The organism is Zhihengliuella alba (genome assembly GCF_039538765.1).
Taxonomy (GTDB): Bacteria; Actinomycetota; Actinomycetes; order Actinomycetales; family Micrococcaceae; genus Zhihengliuella; species Zhihengliuella alba.
On sequence record NZ_BAABCJ010000002.1, the window covers coordinates 637,694 to 659,769 of the forward strand.

The 22,076-nt window shown below is 72.3% G+C and carries 19 protein-coding genes and 1 riboswitch; of the genes, 1 reads left to right on the forward strand and 18 read right to left on the reverse strand.

Annotated elements, in window-relative coordinates; all coding sequences use genetic code 11:
• Window positions 1-63: 63 nt before the first annotated feature.
• The 6 genes from ABD784_RS08625 to ABD784_RS08650 form a co-directional block, all read right to left on the reverse strand.
• On the reverse strand, window positions 64-2,223 hold the full coding sequence (locus tag ABD784_RS08625; RefSeq protein WP_344882904.1) for an HNH endonuclease: 2,160 nt from the start codon (window positions 2,221-2,223) through the stop codon (window positions 64-66).
• 460 nt (window positions 2,224-2,683) lie between these two features.
• Window positions 2,684-4,603 (reverse strand): NHL domain-containing thioredoxin family protein, encoded by a 1,920-nt coding sequence (locus ABD784_RS08630; RefSeq protein WP_344883498.1) that lies wholly within the window; start codon window positions 4,601-4,603, stop codon window positions 2,684-2,686.
• Between the two features lie 236 nt (window positions 4,604-4,839).
• Entirely contained in the window at window positions 4,840-5,724 is an 885-nt protein-coding gene (locus ABD784_RS08635) for a hypothetical protein (protein WP_344882908.1), read from the reverse strand.
• Window positions 5,711-7,771 (reverse strand): cytochrome c oxidase assembly protein, encoded by a 2,061-nt coding sequence (locus tag ABD784_RS08640; protein WP_344882911.1) that lies wholly within the window; start codon window positions 7,769-7,771, stop codon window positions 5,711-5,713. Before ABD784_RS08640 ends, ABD784_RS08635 begins: the two co-directional genes overlap by 14 nt.
• Before the next feature lie 19 nt (window positions 7,772-7,790).
• Complete coding sequence (locus tag ABD784_RS08645) at window positions 7,791-8,573, reverse strand: copper resistance CopC family protein (protein WP_344882914.1); 783 nt, start codon at window positions 8,571-8,573, stop codon at window positions 7,791-7,793.
• 220 nt (window positions 8,574-8,793) lie between these two features.
• Window positions 8,794-9,075, reverse strand: a complete 282-nt coding sequence (locus ABD784_RS08650; RefSeq protein ID WP_344882917.1) for an HU family DNA-binding protein — start codon at window positions 9,073-9,075, stop codon at window positions 8,794-8,796.
• A gap of 228 nt (window positions 9,076-9,303) precedes the next feature.
• Between ABD784_RS08650 and ABD784_RS08655 the strand changes: the two genes are divergently transcribed.
• A complete protein-coding gene (locus ABD784_RS08655) occupies window positions 9,304-9,987 on the forward strand; it encodes a DnaJ family domain-containing protein (protein WP_344882920.1) in 684 nt (227 codons plus the stop codon).
• A 90-nt stretch (window positions 9,988-10,077) separates the two neighbouring features.
• Here the strand turns inward: ABD784_RS08655 and rpsN are convergent, their stop codons facing one another.
• The 12 genes from rpsN to ABD784_RS08715 all read right to left on the reverse strand — a co-directional run bounded on the left by rpsN (window position 10,078) and on the right by ABD784_RS08715 (window position 22,071).
• Window positions 10,078-10,383 carry a 30S ribosomal protein S14 gene (rpsN, locus tag ABD784_RS08660; RefSeq protein WP_344882923.1) on the reverse strand — a complete coding sequence of 102 codons (306 nt, stop codon included), beginning with the start codon at window positions 10,381-10,383 and terminating at the stop codon, window positions 10,078-10,080.
• Window positions 10,384-10,386: 3 nt separating this feature from the next.
• Complete coding sequence (gene rpmG, locus ABD784_RS08665; RefSeq protein WP_149955989.1) at window positions 10,387-10,554, reverse strand: 50S ribosomal protein L33; 168 nt, start codon at window positions 10,552-10,554, stop codon at window positions 10,387-10,389.
• Window positions 10,554-10,790 carry a 50S ribosomal protein L28 gene (rpmB, locus tag ABD784_RS08670; protein ID WP_309080910.1) on the reverse strand — a complete coding sequence of 79 codons (237 nt, stop codon included), beginning with the start codon at window positions 10,788-10,790 and terminating at the stop codon, window positions 10,554-10,556. The genes rpmG and rpmB overlap by 1 nt, the downstream gene beginning before the upstream one ends.
• Window positions 10,791-11,140: 350 nt before the next feature.
• Window positions 11,141-11,632: a MarR family winged helix-turn-helix transcriptional regulator gene (locus ABD784_RS08675; protein WP_344882926.1), complete on the reverse strand. Its 492-nt coding sequence runs from the start codon at window positions 11,630-11,632 to the stop codon at window positions 11,141-11,143.
• 84 nt (window positions 11,633-11,716) lie between these two features.
• Window positions 11,717-13,147, reverse strand: coding sequence for an L-serine ammonia-lyase (locus ABD784_RS08680; RefSeq protein WP_344882929.1), 1,431 nt, complete (start codon window positions 13,145-13,147; stop codon window positions 11,717-11,719).
• Window positions 13,148-13,341: 194 nt separating this feature from the next.
• Window positions 13,342-13,722 (reverse strand): glycine cleavage system protein GcvH, encoded by a 381-nt coding sequence (gcvH, locus tag ABD784_RS08685; RefSeq protein ID WP_344882932.1) that lies wholly within the window; start codon window positions 13,720-13,722, stop codon window positions 13,342-13,344.
• A gap of 37 nt (window positions 13,723-13,759) precedes the next feature.
• Window positions 13,760-14,944, reverse strand: a complete 1,185-nt coding sequence (gene gcvT / locus ABD784_RS08690; RefSeq protein ID WP_344882935.1) for a glycine cleavage system aminomethyltransferase GcvT — start codon at window positions 14,942-14,944, stop codon at window positions 13,760-13,762.
• A gap of 10 nt (window positions 14,945-14,954) precedes the next feature.
• Window positions 14,955-17,786, reverse strand: coding sequence for an aminomethyl-transferring glycine dehydrogenase (gene gcvP / locus ABD784_RS08695; RefSeq protein WP_344883501.1), 2,832 nt, complete (start codon window positions 17,784-17,786; stop codon window positions 14,955-14,957).
• 267 nt (window positions 17,787-18,053) lie between these two features.
• Window positions 18,054-18,153, reverse strand: a riboswitch (glycine riboswitch).
• A gap of 133 nt (window positions 18,154-18,286) precedes the next feature.
• Entirely contained in the window at window positions 18,287-18,919 is a 633-nt protein-coding gene (locus ABD784_RS08700; RefSeq protein ID WP_344883504.1) for a trimeric intracellular cation channel family protein, read from the reverse strand.
• A 17-nt stretch (window positions 18,920-18,936) separates the two neighbouring features.
• Window positions 18,937-19,971 (reverse strand): CPBP family intramembrane glutamic endopeptidase, encoded by a 1,035-nt coding sequence (locus ABD784_RS08705; RefSeq protein WP_344882938.1) that lies wholly within the window; start codon window positions 19,969-19,971, stop codon window positions 18,937-18,939.
• Between the two features lie 84 nt (window positions 19,972-20,055).
• Window positions 20,056-20,850, reverse strand: coding sequence for an SGNH/GDSL hydrolase family protein (locus ABD784_RS08710; RefSeq protein ID WP_344882941.1), 795 nt, complete (start codon window positions 20,848-20,850; stop codon window positions 20,056-20,058).
• A 63-nt stretch (window positions 20,851-20,913) separates the two neighbouring features.
• On the reverse strand, window positions 20,914-22,071 hold the full coding sequence (locus tag ABD784_RS08715) for a serine hydrolase domain-containing protein (RefSeq protein ID WP_425582946.1): 1,158 nt from the start codon (window positions 22,069-22,071) through the stop codon (window positions 20,914-20,916).
• Window positions 22,072-22,076 lie beyond the last annotated feature (5 nt).

Consider the following 22,076-nt stretch of genomic DNA (forward strand, 5'->3'; position numbering starts at 1 on the left):
CAACCACGAGAGCGGGCTCCCCAGTCGTGACTGGCCCACCGAGCCATACCCGAGGACGCATGCTCAAAAGGGGATGGGGGCGGGTTCGGTCGGTGGTGTGAGGTTCAGGGTCGTTTGGGCGGTGGTGTCGGGGTGGAAGTGGGTGTTGCGCATCAGGGGTCTCGTCGGGTCGACGGTGGCCGGGGGCCGCCAGAGGGGTATGCCGGTGCTCATGTCGATGTCCCAGGTGCTGTTGTCGGCCAGGGTGTGGTGGAACCCGCAGCACAGGGCCCCGTTGTCGAGGTCGGTGGTACCGCCTTGGTGCCAGGGGATGACGTGGTGGGCTTCGCACCAGGTGGCCGGGACGGTGCAGCCGGGGAACGTGCAGCCGCGGTCGCGGAGGGTCAGGGCCCGGCGCTGGGCGGTGGTGAAGGTGCGTTGGGTGCGTCCGAGGTCCAGGATCTGGCCGGCGGAGCCGAGGACGGCGGGCAGGACGGACGCGTCGCAGGCCAGGGCGCGCAGCTGGGCCGGTGGGATGACCGGTGAGTACACGCCCCGGCTCACCGGCAACCGCACCCCGGGCACCCCGGGGACGTCGGGAGCACCGGGACCATCGGGGGCGCCGGGGGCGTTCGGGGCGCCGGGGCGGTGGGGTGATCGATCCGGCGGGGCACTACTCGCCGAAATCGCCCGGCCTGCCCGGCCTGCCCGGTCTGCCCGGCCGGTCGGCGGGTTGCCGGTCGGGTCGGGGCGGTCCGGCCGTCCCGGAGAGCAGACGCCGCCGGTGGGGTTGGCGGTGTCGTGGCTGTTGAGTTGGTTCAGGAGCATCTGGTGGTCCAGGGCGACCATGATCTGGGGGCGCTGGCCTCCGGTGGAGGGCAGCCGGTCGGTGGCCAGGGCGATCCTCAGGGCGGCGAGGATCCCGTCGAGCTCCAGCTGCGCCCGCGACCGATCGTCCACCAGGGCGGCGCCGGGCTCGGGCAGGAACGCCACCGACGAACCACCGGCACCACCAGCGTCGGCCGGCTCGGCACCGGCACCGGCCGGCTCGGCACCGGCACCGGCTGGTCGGTTCTCGTACTCGCCGACGCCGACCGGCACGGCCGGCCGGTTCTCGTGCTCGCCGGCGTGGCCGGTCGGAACCGCGGCGTCGGTGCCGGGCACGCGCTGCTCGGGCCCGGGCCCGGCGACCCGCTCAGGCAGGGCACTGCCCGAGCCTGAATCCTCGCCGGCGACCGGACGTGCGCCGTCCTCGGCGCTGGGCTGGCCGCTGCCCGCGGCGTCGGGGCCGCCAACGGTGCCCGCAGCTCCCGTGCCGGCAGCTCCGGTGCCGGGCGCACTCGTGGCGTCGGTGCTGCCGGCGCCACTGCCATTGCTGGAGCCGCTGCCGCTGCCACTGCCGCTGCCGCTGCCATTGCCGGAGCCGCCGTCGCTGCCATTGCCGGCGCCGCTGCCTGCGCTGTTGGTTGTGTCGGGGGTGGTGTTGCGGGGGTTGGTCGCGGCGCCGGTGACCGTGCGGAGCAGTTCGAACTGGTCCGTCGTGACGTTCAGGTGGAACCGGTGCAGCCCCTGCCGCTGGCCCTTGTAGAACAAGCCCTGCTGGGCCTTCCGCACGGCCTCGGAGGGAGCCAGGCCGTCCTGGTCGATCGCGGCCTCCCACTGCCGCCCGACCGCCTCGACCGTGCCCGGGTCCACGCCGCGGGCCGTCCCGGCCAGACCGGCCTCCATCGCCTCCCACAACCCGACCGCCTCCGGGCCCAGCTGCCGCGCCCGCGGCTCGACCCGCTCCAACGAGCGCACCGCGATCACCGCGGCCTCCGCCGAGAGGTCCCCCTCGGCCGTGGCGGCGCCGAGGTGCGGGTACTTCGCCTCGAGCCGCTCCCCGGTGAGCGCCCGCCGGGGCAGGAGGGTCCGGGACAGCAGCAGCCGCCGGTTCGTCTCGGCGGTGCTGACCCGCTCGGCGTACCGGAACCAGTCCGCCGTGCCCTTGAACTCCGACAGGCCCCGCCCCGTCCCCGCAGCGCCGGCCCCGGCCAGATCCGCCTCGTCAGCGGCCCTGGCCCCCAGCACCCGCCCCTGATCGGCCCGCCGCCCCGTGGCCTCAAGTAGATGCACCAGCGAGGCCGCGGCGTGGGCGTCCAGCGGGCCCGCGCAGACCGCCTCGACCGTCTCCACCACCAACCCGTCCAACACGGCCGAGACCGCCTCCCACCGCTCCAACAGCCCCGCCACCAACGGCGACACCGAAGCAGGGGACGAGGAAGAGCTGGCAGCGGCAGCGGCAGCGGCAGCGGCAGCGGCAGCGGCAGCGGGAGCGGAGCCGTCCGGCGCAGCAGTCACGTCCGGCACGGCAGGATCAACGGTGCCCGCGGTGGCGGTGGCGGCAAACGCCGGCTCAGCGGGAGCGGCAGACTCCGGCTCAGCGGGAGCGGCAGACGCCGGCACAGCCGCCACGTCCTGCACTGCCGGGGCGACGGTGCCCGCGGTGGCGGCAGAACCCGCGGCGGCGGTAGCGGGCCGGACGGTGGTGTCGACACCAGAGCCGACCACCCGTCCATGCCTCGGAACCGCTGCATTCTCCATGCATCAATCCTCCGCCGGAGCGCCTCCGAGGGTCAGAGCAGGACCCCCGCCTGTGGAGTGGCGTGCCGAACGGAGGGGATGTGGAGGGCGAGTCCGGCGTCGGTCCGGCGTCGGCTGCGGCCTAGTCGAGTCCTCGCAGATCCAGCGTCAGCGACGTCTCTCCGTCGGAGTCGAGCCGGACCGGGATCCCCCAGTCCTGCTGGTACAGGTGGCAGGCAGCGTGGTCGGGGATCTCCCCGCCCGGCTCGCCGTCGCAGGCCGCGGCGCGCGCCGTGATGTGCAGAACGCCGTCCGGCACCTCGGGGTTGAGCTCGAGCGTCCGGGACAGACCCACGGACGTCCCGGCCCCGCTGAGCAGCAGTTCCTCCGGCGACGCCGAGATCTTCAGCTGCGTGGGATCACCCCACCGGTCGTCGAGCTTCTGACCCTTCGGCGCCGAGAAGCGCACCAGGATCTCGTGCGCGCCCGCCGCGACCGGGGTCTTCGGGCGCTGGGTCTGCGCAGCCCCCTCGTCGACGGTGAGCGCCTCCTTGGGCAGCGGGATGCGGACCAGCTGGTGCTTGTTGGTCTCGACGACCAGCAGCACCGGATCGCCATCGACGGTCGAGTCGAGCACCACGTCCGAGGGCTCCGCCAGGCCACGCGCCAGCGTGGAGACCGTCCGGGTCACGGGATCGTACCGGCGGACGGCCCCGTTGTAGGTGTCGGCCACGGCCACGGAGCCGTCCGGCAGGACCGTCACGCCGAGCGGGTGCTGCAGCCGGGCGGCCGCGGCGTCCCCGTCGCGGAAACCGAAATCGAACAGGCCCTCGCCGATCGCGGTCTCCACCGCCGCGACGCGGCCGTCGTCGTCCAGCCGCAGGACGCGCAGGGCGGAGGTCTCCGAGTCCGCGATCCAGATGTCGCCCGCGGCGTCGGCGGCGAGCCCGGATGTCTGCGCGAACCAGCTGGTGTCCCGCCCGCCGTCGAGCAGGCCCTCCAGTCCGGTGCCCGCGTGGACGGTGACGCGGCCGGTCAGGGGGTCGAACGCGAAGATCTGGTGTGTGCCGGCCATCGCGACGACGACGGCCTGCGCCTTCTCGCTCCACAGGACGTCCCAGGGGGACGAGAGCGACGTGTTCAGCGGGTCCGTGCCGAGGTCCCAGTGCCAGCCGTCGGCCTCGTTCTCGCGGGCGCGCTCGGCGTCGAGCAGGCGCTGCACGCCGTTTCCGGCGAGCGTCGTCACCTCGCCGGTCTCCAGCCGCACCCCGCGGAGGCGGTGGTTGACGGTATCGGCGACGACGACGTCGTACCCGACTCGGGCGGCCACGGCCTCCGGGAGGAGCGCCAGCCCCTGGAGCTCGTTGAAGCGGGCGGTGGCGGCGTCGCCGTCGGCGTACCCCTTGGCGCCCTCACCGATGGTGCGGACCACGGTCTCCAGGTCGCCGGCCAGCTCGACGATCCGGTGGTGGCCCGAGTCGCCGACCAGGAAATGGCCGTTCGGCAGCGGCAGGACCTTGCCCGGGAACCGCAGGTCGCCCTCGCGCGCCGGCGGGGCCACGTAGGGCCCGTCCCCGCGGTGCAGGGTTCCCTTGGCCTCGTGCTCGGCGATCAGCTCGCCGGCGAGGGCCTCGAGCCCGTTCGCGTGCCCCTCGCCGGACAGGTGCGCGGCGATGTAGCCCTCGGGGTCGACGACGACGAGCGTCGGCCAGGCGCGCGCGCCGTAGGCCTGCCAAGTGGTCAGCTCGGGGTCGTCGAGGACGGGGTGGTGGATCTCGTAGCGTTCGACGGCGGCGGCCAGCGCGTCGGGGTCGGCCTCGTGCTCGAACTTCGGCGAGTGGACTCCGACGATGACGAGCTCGTCCCGGTACTTCTCCTCCAGCGGGCGCAGCTCGTCGAGGACGTGGAGGCAGTTGATGCAGCAGAACGTCCAGAAGTCGAGCACCACGATCTTGCCGCGGAGGTCCTCGAGCGTGACCATTCGCCCGCCCGTGTTCAGCCAGTTCCGGCCGACGAGCTCCGACGCGCGCACGCGATAGCTGGCGCGGATGGATTCAGTCACGGGGGTCTCGGTCACGGGGGCTCCTTGTGTCGGCTGACGTGGTGGGCTCGGAGGCTGCGGTATCGCCTGGGCGAGGCCGCGGACGCTGGTCCGCCGCGCGGGCGGGCCACTGTCCTGACAACCAATTATCGCCCGGCATTCTTCCCCGGGCCGAACTCGCTGACGCCGGACTACGTCGGTGTCCCTCGAGCGCCGTCCCTGCGACACTGTCCGTCCGGCACGGTCCCCCACCGCCCCTACTTCTCCTGCTGCGCGGCCAGCTCGCGGATCGTCGCGTCCATGACGGCCTCGGCCAGCCGCGTGGTCCGCTCGTCCTCCACGCCCTCCTGCCCCGCGAAGGAGACCATGGCGACGTAGTCCCCCGCCTCCTCGAGGAGGACCACCGACTGCTGCTCGAGGTCGGCGTCGTGCGGGAACCGGCTCCAGAACACGGCCGAGTCGACCTCGCGCTCCACCGCGGGGGCCTGGAACGCGAGCGGTCCGCTCGCCGGCGTCGTCGTGTCCTCGCCGCTGGGCTTCTGGACGTTCAGGGTGACCTGCGGGCACTCCTCCAGCAGCGTCCGGACGGTGCCGTAGTAGGCCTCGAGCGCTCCCCGGTCGGCGATGCGCGCGACCTCGACCGTCCCCGTCATTGGGACGCTCTCCGCCGCGAAGTCCGTCCGAGCGGCCTCCTCGCCGAGCAGCACCGGCGACCAGTTCAGCCGCTGCAGGGGCTCCTGGCAGGACGACGGCGCGACGACGACGCCGTCCATCGCGTCCGGCCGGTCCTCGCGCAGCCGGGCGAGATCCTCCGTCGAGGCGACGGCCGAACGGTCGAAGCCCAGCTGCGCCGCCTGCAGGACGCCCGCGGCCGCCGCCACGTTCTCGACCGTGACGGGCCGCGGCGACGCGCCGTCCTCGCCCGAGCCGTCCCCGCCCGAGCCCTCCGCTCCGGTCACGCCGGAGTGCTGGTCGTCGTTCGGCGGCTCGGCTCCGCCGTCGCTCCCGCAGCCCGTCAGAGCCAACAGGACGACGGCGGCGCTCGCCGCGAACCTGCCCGGGCGCCGGCGCAGTCGCCGCGGGGCAGTACGTGCGGGCCCGAGGCCGGTCCGGGGCGCGGGGCGGGGGTCAGGATGGGCCACGGCGGTCGAGCTCCTCATCGTGCTGGTTCAGGTCGCGGAACATGGCGTTGTAGGCGGCCAGCTCGGCCTCGTCGTCGCGGTCCGCCTTGCGGTCCCGCCGCTTCGCCTCCCGCTCCGAGGAGCGGCTCCAGGCGAACATCACGCCCAGGGCGAGCAGCAGCGTCGGCACCTCGCCGATCCCCCACATCGCGCCGGCGCCGAACTTCTGGTCCGCCATCGGGTCGGCTCCCCACTCGCGGCCCATGCTGCCGAACCAGGACGCCTGGATGAGCGACTCGCTGCCCATGATGGAGACGCCGTAGAACGCATGGAAGCTCATGGTCGCCAGCAGGACCACCAGCCGGAACGGGTACGGCGCCCGCTTCGGCAGCGGGTCCGCGCCGATCATGTTGAGCGCGAAGATGTAGCCGGTGAGCAGGAAGTGGACGTTCATCAGCTCGTGGCCGACGTGCTCGCTCAAGGCGAAGCGGAAGAGATCCGTGTTGTAGAAGATGATGATGGATCCGGCGAAGTTCGCGGCCGCGAACAACGGGTGGGTGATCACCCTGGAGACCGGCGAGTGCACGATCGAGAGGATCCACTCGCGCGGTCCGCGGGAGCCGTCGGTGCGCGCCGGCACGGCCTTCAGGGCCAGCGTCACCGGCGCGCCGAGCACCAGGAAGAACGGCACCACCATGGTCAGGGCCATGTGGCCGACCATGTGGGAGGAGAAGAGGACCATCCCGTAGACGGCCAGCACTCCGGAGGTGATGTAGAAGAGGGCCGCGAGGCCCACCAGCCACGAGACCAGCCGCAGCACGGGCCAGGCGTCGCCGCGGCGGCGGAGCGTGACGAATCCGTAGAGGTAGAACACGGCCAGGATCGCGATGATCGCCACCCACAGCCAGTCGATGCGCCAGCTCGTGACCCAGGACTCCGCCGTCAGGGGCGGCGGCAGCTCGTAGCCGGTCAGGAACCGCGCGGGGGACGGATTCTCGGGCTCGAGCTCCGGCACCGGCGGCGCCGTCCGGCCGAGCACCGTGGCCAGACCGAAGACGGCGGCCATCACGATCGTCTCGACGGCCACGATCCGCCAGGCCGCGGCCGCGGCGGAGATCCGCCCGGCGAGCAGCGCCGGGATGGTGCGCCGTCGGTGCAGGTAGCCCAGCACACCGAGCAGGACGGTCAGCGCGACCTTCGCGAGGAGGACGACCCCGTACGGGGACGCGAGGTCCGCGAACGACTGCACGCGCAGGAGGGCGCTGACGACCCCGGAGAGCAGGACCAGGCCGATCGCGACGGTCGCGAGCCAGGAGAAGCGGGAGAGGACGACGCCGGTCAGCACCGGCCGCTGCCGTTCGGCCGGCGCGCGCCCCGGCGCAGGCGCGTCGAGCCGGCCGGCCAGGCAGGCGAGGACCGCGATGCCGCCGGCCCAGAGGCACACGCCGACCAGGTGCAGCAGCATCCCGTTCACGGCGGCCCAGTGATCGTCACTGCCTCCGGCGTGGCCGATGAGGGACAGCGGGAGGGCGCCGACCATCGCGAGGACCGCGCCGATGGCGATGCCGGCCGGCGAGCGGACACCGAACGCCCAGGAGGCGGTGACGGCGGCGAGAACCACCATCCAGGCCCAGGCGGTGCCGGTCGGGATGTTGAGGATGAAGTCGAGCATCCCGGTGGTGTACGCGTCGGTGGTCTGCAGCGGCAGGCCGGAGACGTCGGAGAACGTCAGGACCAGCACGACGGCGGCGGCGAGCGTCCACACGGTCGCGGCACCGCCCGCCAGGTTCATGGTGCGGGTGAAGGCCGGGTGCTCTCCGCCGGCGCCGGCGTCGGTCCGGGTGGGCTTCAGCCCCCGCGGCAGGATCGCGGCCGCGAAGACGAGCGCGCCGACGGTCGTGGCCATCGCACCGTGGTGGATGGTCTTCGCCAGGGGCAGGCCCCAGCGCGTGATGGCCCCCGGGTCGGCCAGCTGCCCGGCGGCCGCCGTCCCGGTGTAGACGAGTGCGACGACGCACGCGAGCAGCCCCGCGAAGACCGCGGGGACAGCGAGCTGCTGCGGCTTCACGCGCACCGCCCTGCGGCCATCAGGACCGTCCGCCGGACGTGGAGTCGCCGGACGCGCCGCCGGTCCCCCGCTGGTCGCTGTCCGACGCGCGTGCCTGCTTCTGGCCCTCGGTGACGCGCCTGGCCTTGGCGGCGACGATCCAGACCAGCGCGGCGGCCGCGATCGCGGCGAGAGCGATCCACAGCGCGGCCATCGGATCGCCCGCGGGCTGCTCGGCGGCGTCGTCCTGCGTCGCGTCGTCCTGCTTCTCGTCGTCCTGCGTCTCGGTGGCGGCGCCGGCGGCGGTCGATTCGCCGGCCGGCTGGGAGGCGGGCGGCTCCGCTGCATCCGACGCGGCGGGGCTGGACTCGCTCGGGCCGGTCTCGGCCGGGGCGCCGGCCACGGAGAACGTGACGGCCTGGCCGTTCGCGGTCGTGCCCTCGATCGGGTGGCCGTCGGAGGAGATCACCCGCCAGGACAGCGTGTACTCCCCGGCCGGCAGGGCGTCGGACGGCGTCACGGTCACGTCGGTCCGCTCGATCGCCGCGGAGGTCGGATAGTCCGTCCCATCCGCCGCCGTGAGCTCGAAGGCGCTGCCGATCTCCTGGATCTCGCCGCTGAAGGTCAGGCCGATCGTCTCGGGCGAGCGCTCCAGGGCGGCGCCGGACTCCGGGTCGGTGGAGAGGAGCTGATCGTGGGCGTGCGCCGCGGGTGCCAGCGCGACGGCGGCGAGGACCGCCAGGCACGCGAACGCGGCGGCCAGCGCGGCACGGAGGGAGGAGGCGGGTGCGGCAGCTGCTCGGCTGCTCCGGAGCGAGTGCATGAGGTCCTTACGCGTCGGATCTGATCGGCTTCTGCAGTGGCGGTGGCCTGCTGTCGGCGGCGCCGTCACGCACGTGGACGGGCGGTCCGTGGGACGGACGCCCGCCTTGAATTCTACGACAAGTAGAAAGGCCCGTCCCGCCCGAGACGGGCGGGACGGGCCTTCCAGAGTCCCCGTGTGGGGAAACGAACACGCGGTTCGTTGCAGCCTGCGGGGCAGACTACTTGGCGACGGCCGCCTTGAGCTTGGAGCCGGCGGTCAGCTTGACCGAGTGGCCGGCCGGGATCTCGATAGCGGCACCGGTCTGCGGGTTGCGGCCCGTGCGGGCGGCGCGATCGGTGCGCTCCACGGCGAGCCAGCCCGGGATGGAGACCTTCTCGCCCTTGCCGACCTGGTCGACGAAGACATCGAACACGGCGTCGAGGACGCCGTTCACGGCGACCTGCGAGTTGCCGGTCTTCTCGGCGACGGCCTCAACGAGCTCTTTACGGTTCATAGCCAATGTGGTCCTCCTGGACAGCTCTTCCTCCCGCGCCGAACCGGGCGGGCTGCCCCGCGGTCGCGAGGTCTTCTGAGTGAAAACTACCAGCCGTGGCTGGCGAACACGCCCAGAATCCCGGGTTTTGGCCTGATTTTTTAGGTTTTCCCCGAGTTTTCAAGGGATTCCGGGGGTTCGGGGGCCCTTTCTGTGCCCCGGAGCACCCCCTAGACTCACGCCAGGAGGAGAAGCATGGCCGATCACACAGGAGCCGACCGACCGGACGCACCCGACGATTCCGGTCCGCCGCTGCGCGACACGGACCCCCTGCTGCGGGCGGCCCGCTACCGGGCCGAGCAGGAGGAGCGGCCGGACGAGTCCTTCACGGACGCAGCGCAACGGGTCCACGCCGGCCCCGAGGGCGCCGCGCCGCAGATCGAGACGACCCTGAGCGCGGACGACGACGTCGCGGAGGTGGCCAACCGGGCCATCGATCAGGCGATGGCCCGCGGCGACTTCGACGACCTGGAGTACGCCGGCAGGCCCCTGCCCGGCCTCGGCGGCACCTACGATCCCGACTGGTGGATCAAGGGCCTCATCGAGCGGGAGAACCTGAGCGGGCTGGGGCCGCCGGCCCTGCTGCTGCGGCGCGAGGCCGAGGAACTGCAGGAGCGGCTGGACCGCCTCGGCACGGAGCGGCAGGTGCGGGAGGCCCTGGAGGACTTCAATGGCCGGGTCGTGGAGGCCCGGCGCCAGCTGCTCGGCGGTCCCCCGGTGGTGACACCGACCCGCGACGTGGACGAGGAGCTGCGTGGCTGGCGGGGGCGCCGCGACGAACGTGCCGCGCGCGCCGAGGAGCGGGCACGACGCAGCGCGGAGGCCGAGCGGGCGGCCCGTCGGCCGTGGTGGCGGCTGCGCCGTCGCCCCCTGCGGTAGCGCGCCCGGTGGGCTGCGGGTACGACGAAGGCCCCCGTCTCAGGACGGGGGCCTTCGCTCTGGAGGACTACGGCTCGCGCCGTGGGAGTCCTACCAGGAGGACTTGGTGATGCCCGGGAGCTCTCCGCGGTGGGCCATCTCGCGGAAACGGACGCGGGAGATGCCGAACTTCTGGAGGGTGCCGCGGGGGCGGCCGTCGATCGAGTCGCGGTTGCGGACGCGGATCGGCGAGGCGTTGCGCGGGAGCTTCTGCAGACCCAGGCGGGCCTCTTCGCGGGCCTCGTCGGTGGCGTTCGGGTCGACGAGCGTCTTCTTCAGTTCGGCGCGCTTGGCGGCGTAGCGCTCGACAATGACCTTGCGCTGCTCGTTCTTGGCAATCTTGGACTTCTTGGCCATGTCTTAGCGCTCCTCTCGGAATTCGACGTGCTTGCGGATGACCGGGTCGTACTTCTTCAGGACCATGCGGTCCGGATCGTTACGACGGTTCTTACGGGTCACGTAGGTGAAGCCGGTCCCGGCGGTGGACTTGAGCTTGATGATGGGACGTACGTCCTTGTCCTTGGCCACTAGAGCTTCACTCCCTTCGCGATCAGTTCGGCCACCACAGCGTCGATGCCGCGTGCGTCGATGGTCTTGATGCCCTTGACCGACAGCGTCAGCGTGACGTTGCGGCGCAGGGACGGAACCCAGTAGCGCTTCTTCTGGATGTTCGGGTCGAACCGACGCTTGGTGCGACGGTGCGAGTGGGAGATGCTGTGCCCGAAGTTCGGGACTGCACCGGTCACCTGGCATACAGCTGCCATGATCACTCCTCAGTAGTAGTAAATATTGGCGGTACTCATCGACAGATACAGCTACCTGGTTGCTGTCTCTGATCTGCGCTGATAACGTCCCGCCACCAGTTGTGACACCGTTCTCTACTGCGACTATGAAGGTAACCAGGCTGGGTGAGAACCAACCGAAGCGCCCTGTCTTGCGCGAAACACGGTGAACTCGGCGGCCCGGAGATCATCTCGCGATGTTTTCCCTATCCCATGGGGCCGCTTTATTCGGTTTACGGGCAGCCACACCGGCGGCCCTGGGGCACGCAGACATGACTTAACGCGTCTACTATCCTAAGCCCCGGACGGCTCCGGCGCAAAACGGGCGAATACTACTCCGTGACGGCCTCGTCCCGGAAGATCCAGTGGTTCGCGTCCAGCCCCGCGATGATCTTGCGGCCCACGCGCGCGAGGTCGGCGACGTCGGCGTCGTCGAGCTGGTCGAACATCAGGCGCCGCGCGGAGGCGACGTGACGGGGCGCGAGCTCGAGCACCGTACGGTAGCCCTCCTCGGTGAGGGTCGCCATGGTGACGCGCGCATCGAAACTGCTGGCGCAGCGGGTCATCCAGCCGCGGGACTCCAGCTTCTTGACCACGTGACTCAGGCGGGAGAGCGAGGAACTGGTCTTCCCAGCGAGCTCGCTCATGCTCAGACATCGATCGGACTGCTCGGAGAGCATCGCGAGCACGTGGTAGTCGAAGACCGTGATCTTGGCGAGCCGATTGAGCTCGCTGTCCAGCTGACCCGGGAGCTTGAAGAAGACGGCCCAGAGGGCCAACCACGCCCGGCGTTCCTCTGAAGTCAGCCACTGTGCTTCGCTCATGGGTTCAATCTTTTCACACCGTGCCGCGACTAGGGCGGTCAATCGGCCTCTCACTATGGCTTTTTACGCTCGGCGTCGCGCCCGTCAGCACTCCACGACGTTGACGGCGAGCCCTCCGAGCGCTGTCTCCTTGTATTTGTGGCTCATATCCTTGCCGGTCTCGCGCATGGTGACGATGACCTCGTCGAGGCTGACGCGGTGCTGCCCGTCGCCCCAGAGGGCCATCTTGGCGGCATTGATGGCCTTGGCCGCGGCGATCGCATTCCGCTCGATGCACGGCACCTGCACCAGCCCGGCCATCGGATCGCAGGTCAGCCCCAGGTTGTGCTCCATCGCGATCTCCGCGGCGTTCTCCACCTGGTCCGGTGTCCCGCCGAGGATCTCGGCCAGTCCCCCGGCGGCCATCGAGGACGCCGAGCCGACCTCGCCCTGGCAGCCGACCTCGGCCCCGGAGATCGACGCCTGCTCCTTGTAGAGGACCCCGATCGCCGCCGCGGTGAGCATGAACCGGACGATCACGTCCTCTCGAGCCTCGCGCAGGGCCTCCTCGGGTCCCGCCGCGGCCTGCTCCATGATGGGCGAGTAGTGGGTCGCGTAGAACATGACGGCCGGGATGATGCCGGCGGCGCCGTTGGTGGGCGCGGTGACGACCCGGCCGCCCGAGGCGTTCTCCTCATTGACCGCCAGGGCCACGAGGTTCACCCATTCCTGCCAGTACTTGGGGTCCCGGTCCGCGTCCTCCTCGGAGAGCCGGGCGTGCCAGGCCGGCGCCCGGCGGCGGACCTTCAGCCCGCCGGGGAGCAGGCCACTCCGCTGCAGGGCGTTATCCTTGGAGTCCTCCATGACGGACCAGAGGCGCAGGATGCCGGCGCGCACCTCGGCCTCGGGGCGCACGGCGCACTCGTTGGCGAGCATGATCGAGCTGGCCGGCCGGCCGGTGGCACGGCAGTGCTCGAACAGCTCGGCGGCGGTGCGGAACGGGTACGGGACGGCGTCCAGGTGCTCCTCGATCTCCTGGACGACGGCGTCCTCCTCCCCCTCGCGGACGATGAACCCGCCGCCGATGGAGAAGAACGTGGAGTCGGCGATCGCCTCGCCGGCGGCGTCGAGCGCCTGGAAGCGCATGCCGTTGGTGTGCCGGGGCAGCACGGTCAGCGGGTGCAGGACCATGTCCTCGACGCGGTAGTCGAGCGGGACGGAGCGTCCGAGCTGGGCGGCCACGTCGATGCGGCCCTGCTCGGCGTGCGCGGCCATGCGCTCCTCGGCGGTGGCCGGCAGGATCTCGTCGGCCTGGTACCCCTCCAGGCCGAGGAGGATCGCCGTCATGGTGCCGTGGCCGCGGCCCGTCGCGGCGAGGGAGCCGTAGAGGTCGATCCGCAGCCCGGCGAGGGCGTCGATCCGGCCCGTGCCGACCAGTTCGCGTGCGAACTCCGCCGCTGCCCGCATGGGGCCGACCGTGTGCGAGGACGAGGGGCCGAGCCCCACGCTGAAGAGGTCGAAAACGCTGAGTGCCATGTCTGGTTCCTGCCAATCGTGGTCCACGGGACCGCCGGTCGCCGTCGACGGTGGATCTTGGTTTCGCTTCGGCGGCGCCGGGCCGGGTGCGGGGCGGCTCCGGTCCGGGTGCCGCCCCGCGGTCGGCGGGGGTGTGGCCCGGGAGCGCCGCCCCGCGACGCCGTCCGAGCCTGTGCTCGCGGTGCTAGCCGGAGTTACTCGACGTCGCCGCCGTTGGTGGAGGCGTAGTCCTGGGCCGAGAGCAGCGGGCCCTCCTCGGACACCTCGACGGTGAAGAGCCAGCCGGCGCCGTACGGGTCGGAGTTCAGCAGCGCCGGGTTGTCCACGGCCTCCTGGTTCACCTCGACGACGCGGCCGGTGACCGGCGCGAAGATCTCGGAGACCGACTTGGTGGATTCGACCTCGCCGCAGGCCTCGCCCGCGGTGATCTCGGCGTCGGCCTCCGGCAGATCGACGTAGACGACGTCGCCGAGGGCGTCGGCGGCGATCTGCGAGAGGCCGACCTTCGCCGGGCTCGAGCTGTCGACCCATTCGTGCTCGGCGGAGTAGCGGAGGGAGGAGAGAACCTTGCTCATGGTGATCCTTAAGTTGTCGGAGACGGTGGTGACTACGTTACTTCTGGCGCTGGTAGAACGGCAGCGCGACGACCTCGAAGGGCTGCGGCTTCCCGCGCAGGTCCACGTCCAGGGCGGTGCCCGGCTCGGCGTGCTCGGCGTCCACGTACGCCATGACCACGGGGTAGCCGAGCGTCGGACTCGGCTGGCCGGAGGTCACGACCCCGACCTCGGCCCCGTCCTTGAGCACCGGGTAGCCGGTGCGTCCGGCGCGGCGGCCCAGCCCCTTCAATCCGACGAGACGCCGGGCGGTGCCGGCCTCGCGGGCGGCCTCGAGGGCCGCGCGGCCCACGAAGTCGTCCTCCTTCTTGAAGGAGACGATCGCGCCGAGGCCGGCGTCGATCGGCGTCGTCTGCCGGGTGAGCTCGTTGCCGTAGAGCGGCATGCCCGCCTCCAGGCGGAGCGAGTCGCGCGCGGCGAGGCCTGCCGGGATCAGCCCGGCCGGCTCCCCGGCCTCCAGCAGCGTCCGCCACAGGTCGACGGCGCCGTCGTTCGGCACGTACAGCTCGAACCCGTCCTCACCGGTGTAGCCCGTGCGGGCCAGCAGCACCTCGGTCCCGGCGACCGTGACCGCGTCGGCCGCGTAGTACTTCATGCCGGTGACGGTCTCGGCCTGCTCGGCGGGGACCAGGCCGAGCAGGATGCCCTCGGCCGCGGGTCCCTGCACGGCGATCATCGAGGTCTCGGCCGACTCGTCGACGACGTCGACGTCGAAAGCCGTCCCGGCCCCGCCGACGCGCTCGCGGAGCTCCGCGTAGACGGTCGGAGCGTTGCCGGCGTTGGCGACGACCAGGTAGTCCTGCTCGCCGCGGCGGTAGACGATCAGGTCGTCGATGATGCCGCCGCCGGGCTCGACGATCATCGTGTACTTGGCCTTGCCGACTTTCATGACGGCGAGGTTCCCGACCAGCGCGTAGTTCAGGAACGCCGCGGCCTGCGGTCCGCGGACCCGGATCTCGCCCATATGGGAGATGTCGAACAGCCCGGCCGCCTCGCGGACGGCCTGGTGCTCGGCGAGCTCCGAACCGTACTTCAGCGGCATGTCCCAGCCGCCGAAGTCGGTGAAGGACGCCCCGAGCTCGGCGTGCACCGGGTGGAGCGCGGTGCGCCGCGGCCCGTCCTGCGGCTCGGCGCCGGACGCGTCGGCGGGGGCCGGCGCGGAGGTGGTGGTGGAGTCGGTCATGACTGCCTCTCTAGTTCTCGAAGGCCTCGGGCGGCGGGCAGGAGCAGACGAGGTTGCGGTCGCCGTGCGCCCCGTCGACGCGGCCCACGGGCGGGAAGTACTTGTCCTGGCGCAGGCGCGGCAGCGGGAACGCCGCCTGCTCGCGCGTGTAGGCACGGTCCCAGTCGGAGGAGACGACGGCGGCCGCCGTGTGGGGTGCCCGCCGCAGCGGGGACTCCTCCACCCCGAAGTCGCCGGCGAGGACCTGCTCGATCTCGCCGTGGATCGCGATCATCGCGTCGATGAACCGGTCCAGCTCGGCCAGGTCCTCGGACTCGGTCGGCTCCACCATGAGCGTCCCCGCGACCGGGAACGCCAGTGTCGGCGCGTGGAAGCCGAAGTCGATGAGCCGCTTGGCCACGTCCTCCGCCGTCACCCCGGACTTCGCGGTGAGCTCGCGCAGGTCCAGGATGCACTCGTGGGCCACCAGCCCGGACTTGCCCGTGTAGAGGATCGGGAAGTACTCGTTCAGCCGCTTGGCCACATAGTTCGCGGCCAGGAGCGCGTTCCCGGTCGCCGCGGTCAGGCCCTCGGCGCCCATCATCGCCACGTAGGCCCACGAGATCGGCAGCACGCCGGCGGAGCCGTACGCGGTGGAGGCCACGGGGGTGCCGTGGTGGCCGTTGTGGGGGCCGGTGGGCGAGCCCGGCAGGAACGGGCGCAGGTGCTCCGCCACGGCCACCGGGCCGACGCCGGGGCCGCCGCCGCCGTGCGGGATGCAGAAGGTCTTGTGCAGGTTCAGGTGGGACACGTCGCCGCCGAACCGTCCCGGCTGGGCCAGGCCGACGAGGGCGTTCATGTTGGCACCGTCGATGTAGACCTGTCCGCCGGCGTCGTGGATCTTGGAGCAGACCTCGCGCACGTCGGCGTCGTAGACGCCGTGCGTGGACGGGTAGGTGATCATGATGCCGGCCAGGCTGCCGCGGTGCTTCTCGATCTTCGCGTCGAGGTCCGCGGCGTCGATCGTGCCGTCCGCGGCGGTCTTCACGACGACGACCTTGAGCCCGGCGAGGACCGCCGAGGAGGCGTTCGTCCCGTGGGCGGAGGCAGGGATGAGGCAGACGTCGCGGTCCACGTCGCCGTTGGCGACGTGGTACTGGCGGATCGCGAGCAGGCCCGCGTACTCGCCCTGGGAGCCGGCGTTGGGCTGGATCGACACGGCGGCATAGCCGGTGATGGCGGCGAGCCGGCGCTCGAGGTCGGAGATCAACTGGCGCCACCCGGCCGTCTGGTGCTCCGGCGCGTAGGGGTGGATGGCGCAGAACTCCGGCCAGGAGATGGCCTCCATCTCGGCGGTGGCGTTGAGCTTCATGGTGCAGGAGCCGAGCGGGATCATCGTCCGGTCCAGCGCCAGATCGCGGTCCGAGAGGCGGCGCAGGTAGCGCAGCATCTGGGTCTCCGAGCGCACCGTGTGGAAGATCGGGTGCGTCATGTAGTCGCTGGTGCGGCGGACGGACGCCGGGAGGGCATCGCCGGCGGCGGCGCGGAGCTCGGCCTCGGCCGCAGCGATGCGCGCCTCGGCGCCGTCGATGCCGAAGGCCCCGGCCACGGCGGCCAGGTGGGCCGGCGTGGTGGTCTCGTCGGTGGCGATGCCGACGGTGTCCTGGTCGATCAGGCGCAGGTTGACGCCCGCGACCTCGGCGTCGGCGATGATCGACTCGGCGCGGTCCTCGGCGCGGACGGTGAGCGTGTCGAAGTAGTCCTCGGTGCCGAGCTCGAAGCCGGCCGCTCCCAGGACGGCGGCCAGGGTGCGCGCCCGCAGGTGGGTGCGCTGGGCGATCGCCTTCAGGCCGGCCGGGCCGTGGTACACGCCGTACATCGAGGCCGCGATGGCCAGCAGCGCCTGCGCGGTGCAGATGTTGGACGTCGCCTTCTCGCGGCGGATGTGCTGCTCGCGCGTCTGCAGGGCGAGGCGGTAGGCGGGTGCGCCGGCGTCGTCGTAGGAGACTCCGACGATGCGGCCCGGGAGCGTGCGCTCGAGCCCGGTGCGCACGGCGATGTACGCGGCGTGCGGGCCGCCGAAGAACAGCGGCACGCCGAAGCGCTGAGTGTTGCCGACCGCGATGTCCGCGCCCTGCTCGCCCGGGGGCGTGATCAGCGTGAGCGCGAGGACGTCCGCCGCCACGGTGACCATGGCGCCGCGCTCCTTGGCGGCGGCGATGATGCCGGCGTGGTCCACCACGCGGCCGGAGTTGCCCGGCTGCTGCAGCACGACGCCGGAGATCTCGCCGTCGGGCAGGCCCTGGGACAGGTCCGCGACCTCGACCTCGAAGCCGAGGGCGTCGGCACGGCCGGCGACCACGGCGATGCTCTGCGGGAAGAGGTCGGCGTCCAGGACGGTCTTGGCGGTGGCCTTCGCCTTGTTGGCGCGGCGCATGAGCAGGACGGCCTCGGCGACGGCGGAGGCCTCGTCCAGCAGGGAGGCGTTGGCGACCGGCAGACCGGTCAGGTCACCGATCATGGTCTGGAAGTTCAGCAGCGCCTCGAGGCGGCCCTGGGAGATCTCCGGCTGGTACGGCGTGTAGGCCGTGTACCAGGCGGGGTCCTCGAGGACGTTGCGCAGGATCACCGGCGGGGTGTGGGTGCCGTAGAAGCCCTGCCCGATCATCTGCGTCTTGACCACGTTGCGGGAGGCGATGGCGCGCAGGTCCTCCAGGACTTCCGCCTCGCTGCGCGCGGCGGGCAGCTCCAGCGGTGCCTGCTGCCGGATGTCGGCGGGGACCGCGGCGTCGACGAGGTCGCCGAGGCTCTCGTAGCCGAGGGTGGCGAGCATGTGCTCGGCGGCTTCGCCGCGCGGCCCGATGTGGCGGTCGGCGAAGACGCGCTCGAGATCGGCCGTGTTGGCGGCGGTGGCGGTTTCCGTGAGCGAAGAGACGGACAAGGAGGGCTCCCTGGAGTGGCGGGCGTTCGGTTCCGGCGCGGTCGGGCCCTTTCGGGGACCGGTGCGCACTCGCCCTCCCCGCTCTGTACGTGGACCTGAGAGATTCCGCGCCCCACCCGTGCGGGTGGCGCGCTTGCACCGTCGGTGAGCGGCCCGCCCGAGGGTGGGGCCACTGCTTTCCAGAGTCGCCTCTTCGCGGCGGTACGGGGGCCTGAGAGATTCCCGGGGAGGAAATTGCTCCTACGGCGCCCGGCCGTGGCTTCGGTCGGGACTCTCCCGCCGCGTGTCAGGGGCTCGTGCCCGGGTGCGGGCACGCCCCCATTCTAATGCCCCTCTGAGACGGAGCCAACACGGGCTGGTCGGGTGGGCCACAGCCGACCGCCGGACCGCGGACGGGGCGGCGGCGTCAACGGCGGCGGGCGTCAGCGGCGGCGGCGGGCGGTCCCGCCGCCCGGGCCCCCGCCGGCGAGCGGGACGTGCCAGCCGAGCCGGAGCGAGAGCACCCGCAGGCCGAACACCAGCGCGGCGACGCCGACGGCGGCGTAGGGGGTGAACCAGCCGAGCTCGAGCATGAGGCCGGTCAGCCCGGCCCCGAGCATGGCCGGGATGGCGTAGACGCCCCTCGGGTTGAACAGCTGCGGCACCTCGTTCGCGACGACGTCGCGCAGGACGCCGCCGCCGACGGCGGACGTGAGCCCCAGGAGCGCCGCCGAGACCACGTTGATGCCGGCCTCGTGGGCCGTCACGGTGCCGCCGATGCAGAACAGGGCGAGGCCCCCGGCGTCGAACAGCAGGAGGGTGCGCCGGAAACGGGTCTCGTGGATCAGGCTGGTGAGGACCAGGACGGCCGCGAGGAGGACCGGCACCAGGTACACCGGCCGGTCGAAGGCGTTGGGGACGCCGTCGTCGAGGACGAGGTCGCGCACCACGCCGCCGCCGAGTCCGGCGAGCGAGGCCAGCAGCAGCGAGCCGACGATGTCGAAGTGCTTCCGCGCGGCGAGCAGGCTCCCGGAGACGGCGAAGAAGAAGGTCCCGAGGAGGTCCAGAATGAGCATCACCACGGGACCACAGCCTAGTCGCGCGCGACCGCCCCGGCCGAGGGGCGGTGCCGCACCGTGACGAACGCGGCACCGAGGGCGGCCACGACGAGCAGCACGCCCCAGCCGACCGACTGGAACGTCCAGTAGGAGGCGTCGTCGAGCGTCCGGGCGGGCGTCATCAGGTTGGAGTACGCGAAGACGAGCACGGTGTTGAGCATCGCGTGCCCGGCGATCGCGGGCCACACGGACCGGGAGGCGTATCGCACGGCGGCCAGGACCAGCGCGGCGAGGAAGAGGTTCACGGTAGTGGCGGCGACGTCGCGCCAGGCCGTGGCGCCGTCCATCGCGTAGGAGGCGGTGAGCGGCAGGTGCCACAGGGCCCAGAACGCCCCGATCGCCGCCGACGAGCGGACGAAGCCCCAGGGGGCGAGCGTGCTGGCCAGGTAGCCGCGCCAAGCGATCTCCTCGCCCGCCGCGGCGAGCATGCCGACCAGCACCAGCGGGAGCACCCAGGCCGCGGCGGAGGTGGCGCCGGGGTCCGGCTCCCAGTCGACGGCGCCGAGCTGTGCGGCCAGGCCGATCGTGGCCGCCGCCGCGGCGGCCAGGACCAGCAGCAGGAGCAGCGACCAGCCGACGACGCCGGCCGGCGTGGCAGGGCGTCGGGCGGCCGGCGCCCGGCCGGCCCGTCGCCGCGATGCCAGCCGGAGCCCGCTCCAGTCGATGAGCCGCACGGGCGGGCGGAGCACCGCATGGAGCACCAGCACACCGAGCGCCGGCGCCCACATGAGGAACGGGGTCAGCGCCATCAGGTAGTCGGAGCTCGCCAGCCCGGCGAAGACGGGCAGGCAGACGGCCACGGCGACCACCATCTGCACGATCGCGAACGACGCGGCGAATCCGGCCGCCCACGGCGGCAGCGGCCGCCTCCCGCCCGGGCGCGGCAGGCGGAGGGCGGGGGTCGAGGACGCCGTCCGGTGCCCCGGGGCCGGGGCCGTCGGCGGAGTCGATACGGATGCGGGCAAGGACGCGGGCACCGACGCGGTACGGGGCAGTTCTCGGAGGCTCATGCCTCCATCGTCAGCCGACGGTCCGGGCGTTCCAAGGGCAAGCGAGGGAAACCGGGGGCAACCCAGGGTCCGGCCCGTGCGGGCTCAGGGATGTCCCGGAGCGTCGGCCTCCGCCTCGCCGAGCCGGACGTAGTCGGCGTACTTCGGCGACATCCCGTCACCGGAGCTGCGGCCGGTCAGCCGGCGCTGGATCCACGGGACCAGGTGGGTCCTGCCCCACTCGGCGTTGCGCTTCAGCTCCGCCGCCCGCGTCCGGGCGGCGGGGGTCTGGAGCTCGGGGACCTCGATCGTGTGGTCCTTCCGCAGGACGTCGAGGACCCGCGTGGCCATGAGGGTGTGCCCGGCGGTGTTCATGTGGAGGCGGTCCTCGTCCCAGTACCCCCAGTTCTGGAACTCGCGCCAGCGCCAGTAGTCGGCGAGCACGATCCCGTGGTGGTCCGCGATCTCGCGCAGCCGCTCGTTGAAGAGGGCGACCCGGCCGAGCGTCGCCGAGATCAGGCCCGAGTTGGACACGTCGAACCCCGTGAAGACGACGACGTCGGCCCCGGTCGACTTGAGGTCCTTCAGCGCGCCCTCGAGCTGCTGGGCGATCTGGTCGACGTCGACCCGGGGCCGCAGGATGTCGTTGCCGCCGGCCGAGATGGTGACGAGCGTGGGCTCGAGCTCGAGGGCGCGCGGGACCTGCTCGGCGACGATCTGGGGCAGCTTCCGCCCACGGATCGCCAGGTTCGCGTACCCCCAGTCGGCCTCGGACGCGCAGAGCTGCTCCGCGACCCGGTCGGCCCAGCCGCGGACGCCGTTGGGACGGCCGGCATCCGGATCGCCCACCCCCTCAGTGAAGGAGTCCCCTAGTGCCACATACCGTTTGCTGAAATCCACTGCTTCACCCTAGACCCGTCCTCGGTAGGCCGTGTGCCGTAGGACGGCACACGGCGGGGAAAATCATCCCTGCGGCGTACGCGCCTGCAGGGCCGCCCGGCGCAGTGCCGCGCTGAGCCTGCCGTTGCGCGACGCGGTGCCGTTGGCCTCCGCCCGCGCTGGGACGTAGCCGACGGCCAGCCCGTAGGCCGGGTCGGCGTAGCCGATCGAGCCGTTCGCCCCGTTGTGCCCGAAGACCCGCCAGGAGCCGTAGTCATTGCCCGGGTGGGAGGCCATGAAGACCACGCCGTAGGCGCCCAGCTCCCCGTGGCCCAGGTCGGGGCCGTACACCTGCGTCTGGGCGAAGGCGAGTTGTGTCTCCTGGGACAGCAGTGCGTCGGCGCGCCCGCCCTCCTCCAGGACGAGGCCGGTGCTCGCCGCCGCGTAGACCCGCGCCATGCCGCGGGCACTGGCGACGCCGCCGGCCGCGGAGATCCCGGCGCGGCGCATGCGTCGCTGGTTGGGCAGGTCGAGCAGATCCAGTGGTGCCCCGCCCGCGTCGGCGAATCCAGCGGTGGAGTTGAAGGCGAGCCCGAGGTGGCCGAACGGGTCGACGTCGACCGGGGGTCCTGGCTGGAGCGGCTTGAGGACGTCCCGGTACCGGTGGTCCTGCTCGTCCGGCAGCCCGAGGTAGAAGTCCGCCCCGTGCGGGGCGCGGACGCGCTGGTCGAAGACCTCCTGGAGCCGGCTGCCGGTGATGCGGCGGACCAGTTCCTCCATCAGGACGCCGATGGTCAGCCCGTGGTAGGCGTGGGCCGTGCCGGGGCGCCAGCGGGGAGCCGCGGCGGCCAGCTTCGCGGCGGCGAGCTCGGACTGGATGTACTCGTCCTCGGAGAATCCGCCCTCGACGCCGGTCAGCCCTGCCTGATGCGAGAGGAGCTGGCGGACGGTGACGTCCCCCTTCCCCGCGGCGTCGAACTCGGGCCAGTGGTGGGCCACGGCATCGTCCAGGTCGAGGAGGCCGTCCTGGACGAGCAGCGCCATGACCAGCCCGGCGGCCCCCTTGGAGCAGGAGAAGACGCCGGTGACGTCGTCCGGTCCGAGGTGTTCGCCGACCGCGAGGTCGAGGACCGGCACCCCGTCGAGGTAGACGGCGAGCTGCCCGGAGTAGCCGGGCTCGTCGCGGGCGAAGCCCTCGAAGGCGTCGGCGACGACCTGGAAGCGTGGATGCACGAAAGGCATGGGGC